This is a genomic window from Lichenicoccus roseus (assembly GCF_005844085.1).
Classification (GTDB): Bacteria; Pseudomonadota; Alphaproteobacteria; order Acetobacterales; family Acetobacteraceae; genus Lichenicoccus; species Lichenicoccus roseus.
The window spans coordinates 2,501-5,558 of record NZ_VCDI01000021.1 but is presented as its reverse complement, the minus strand read 5'-3'; the positions used below and the strand labels follow the sequence as shown (position 1 = coordinate 5,558).

Annotated in this window: 1 tRNA gene and 2 rRNA genes (1 of these 3 only partly in view); all 3 read right to left on the bottom strand. The window is 56.6% G+C overall.

Features of this window, described 5'->3' with window-relative positions:
• Positions 1–77: transfer RNA gene (locus FE263_RS21900), tRNA-Met, on the bottom strand.
• A 57-nt stretch (positions 78–134) separates the two neighbouring features.
• Positions 135–250 (bottom strand): 5S ribosomal RNA (rrf, locus tag FE263_RS21895).
• A 94-nt stretch (positions 251–344) separates the two neighbouring features.
• A 23S ribosomal RNA gene (locus FE263_RS21890) occupies positions 345–3,058 on the bottom strand; it runs 27 nt beyond the window's last position.

Below are 3,058 nucleotides of genomic sequence, written 5' to 3'. Positions count from 1 at the left end.
TGGTTGCGGGGACAGGATTTGAACCTGTGACCTTCAGGTTATGAGCCTGACGAGCTACCGGGCTGCTCCACCCCGCGGTGGTGGGGCGTGGTGTGCCCCGACGTGTGAGTGAGTGAGTGTGGTTGGTTCGAAAGACCTGGCGGCGACCGACTTTCCCGCATCTTGGGATGCAGTATCATAGGCGCTGGGGGTTTTCACGGCCGAGTTCGGGATGGGATCGGGTGGATCATTCCCCGCCATGGCCACCAGGTCGTCCGAGCCAACCTGTGGGTTCGGGCGAGTGTGTGGGGTTGGTGCGCTGTGGTGTGTGTGTGGATGACTGCTGTGCGTGTGGTGGTGTGTGTTGTTTTGAGCCTATTGGGCGATTAGGACCAGTTAGCTGAGCGCATTACTGCGCGTATACATCTGGCCTATCGACGTGATGGTCTATCACGGCCCTCTGGGAGACCTGGTTTTGAGGTAAGTTTCTCGCTTAGATGCTTTCAGCGATTATCTTGTCCGCACGTAGCTACCCGGCGGTGCCGCTGGCGCGACAACCGGTGCACCAGAGGTGCGTTCATCCCGGTCCTCTCGTACTAGGGACAAATCCTCTCAAGTCTCCAACACCCACGGCAGATAGGGACCGAACTGTCTCACGACGTTCTAAACCCAGCTCACGTACCACTTTAATCGGCGAACAGCCGAACCCTTGGGACCTGCTCCAGCCCCAGGATGTGATGAGCCGACATCGAGGTGCCAAACCTCCCCGTCGATGTGGACTCTTGGGGGAGATCAGCCTGTTATCCCTAGAGTACCTTTTATCCGTTGAGCGATGGCCCTTCCACGCGGGACCACCGGATCACTATGGCCGACTTTCGTCTCTGCTCGAGCTGTCGCTCTCGCAGTCAGGCGGGCTTATGCCATTGCACTCAGCAGCCGATGTCCGACCGGCCTGAGCCCACCATCGCGCGCCTCCGTTACACTTTGGGAGGCGACCGCCCCAGTCAAACTGCCCACCATGCAGGGTCCCGGTCCGGGCTGACCGGACGCGGTTAGACATCAGAAAAATTCAGGGTGGTATTTCAAGGATGGCTCCACCTGAGCTAGCGCCCCGGCTTCAAAGCCTCCCACCTATCCTACACAGCATTTTCCTGATGCCACTGCAAAGCTGCAGTAAAGGTTCATAGGGTCTTTCCGTCTGACCGCGGGTACCCCGCATCTTCACGGGGAATTCAATTTCGCTGAGCCGATGCTGGAGACAGCGGGGAAGTCGTTACGCCATTCGTGCAGGTCGGAACTTACCCGACAAGGAATTTCGCTACCTTAGGACCGTTATAGTTACGGCCGCCGTTTACCGGGGCTTCAATTCAGTGCTTGCACACCTCCTCTTAACCTTCCGGCACCGGGCAGGCGTCAGACCCTATACGTCGTCTTTCGACTTCGCAGAGCCCTGTGTTTTTACTAAACAGTCGCTACCCCCTGGTCTGTGCCACCCGCACCTGGTTGCCCAGATACGGGTCTCGCTTATCCCGAAGTTACGCGAGCAATTTGCCTAGTTCCTTCAGCATCGTTCTCTCAAGCGCCTTGGTATGCTCTACCAGTCCACCTGTGTCGGTTTAGGGTACGGTCTGTATGCCAGAGCTATTTCCCGGAATGCGCAAAAAGCCGGATCAATCCGATAAGACCCGACAACATGTTGCATTCGTCACTTCTGGCAGGCTGAGGAATATTCACCTCATTCCCATCGACTACGGCTTTCGCCCTCGCCTTAGGAGCCGGCTCACCCTGCGCGGATTAACCTTGCGCAGGAACCCTTGGACTTTCGGCGACAGTGTTTCTCGCACTGTTTGTCGCTACTCATGTCAGCATTCGCACTTCCGATATCTCCAGGGAGGATCACCCCGTCCCCTTCACAGACCTACGGAACGCTCCGCTACCGCGTATGCTTGCGCATACACCCACAGCTTCGGCACGTGGCTTGAGCCCCGTTACATCTTCGGCGCAGGGTTTCTAATAGACCAGTGAGCTATTACGCTTTCTTTAAAGGATGGCTGCTTCTAAGCCAACCTCCTGGTTGTTTTGGAATCCCCACATCCTTTCCCACTTAGCCACGATTTGGGGGCCTTAGCTGGTGGTCTGGGCTGTTTCCCTCTCGACGATGGACCTTAGCACCCACCGTCTGTCTGCCAGGCTATATTTCCGGGTATTCGGAGTTTGGTTAGGTTTGGTAAGGCTTTGGGCCCCCCTAGCCCATCCAGTGCTCTACCCCCCGGGATAAACACCTGACGATCTACCTCAATAGATTTCGCGGAGAACCAGCTATCTCCGAGTTTGATTGGCCTTTCACCCCTAGCCACAGCTCATCCCCGACTTTTTCAACAGGCGTGGGTTCGGCCCTCCAGTGCGTGTTACCGCACCTTCAGCCTGGCCATGGCTAGATCACTCGGTTTCGGGTCTTCTGCCAGCAACTGAACGCCCTGTTCAGACTCGCTTTCGCTGCGCCTACACCTACCGGCTTAAGCTCGCTGCAAACAGAAACTCGCTGACCCATTATACAAAAGGTACGCCGTCACCCCATAAGAGGCTCCGACTGCTTGTAGGCATCCGGTTTCAGGTCTATTTCACTCCCCTCGTCGGGGTGCTTTTCACCTTTCCCTCACGGTACTTGTTCACTATCGGTCACCAGGGAGTATTTAGGCTTGGAGGGTGGTCCCCCCATGTTCAGACAGGATTTCACGTGTCCCGCCCTACTCAAGGATCAATGTGCTCCTACGCATACGGGGCTATCACCCGCTCCGGCCGGCCTTTCCAGACCCTTCTGCTTCCTTCACATCGACCACTGGCCTGTTCCGCGTTCGCTCGCCACTACTAGCGGAATCTCAATTGATGTCTTTTCCTCCAGGTACTGAGATGTTTCAGTTCCCCGGGTTCGCCTCATCATCCTATGTATTCAGATGATGATACCCATCGCTGGGTGGGTTTCCCCATTCGGATATCCACGGATCAAAGCCTGCTCGCGGCTCCCCATGGCTTTTCGCAGCGTGCCACGTCCTTCATCGCCTCCTGGTGCCAAGGCATC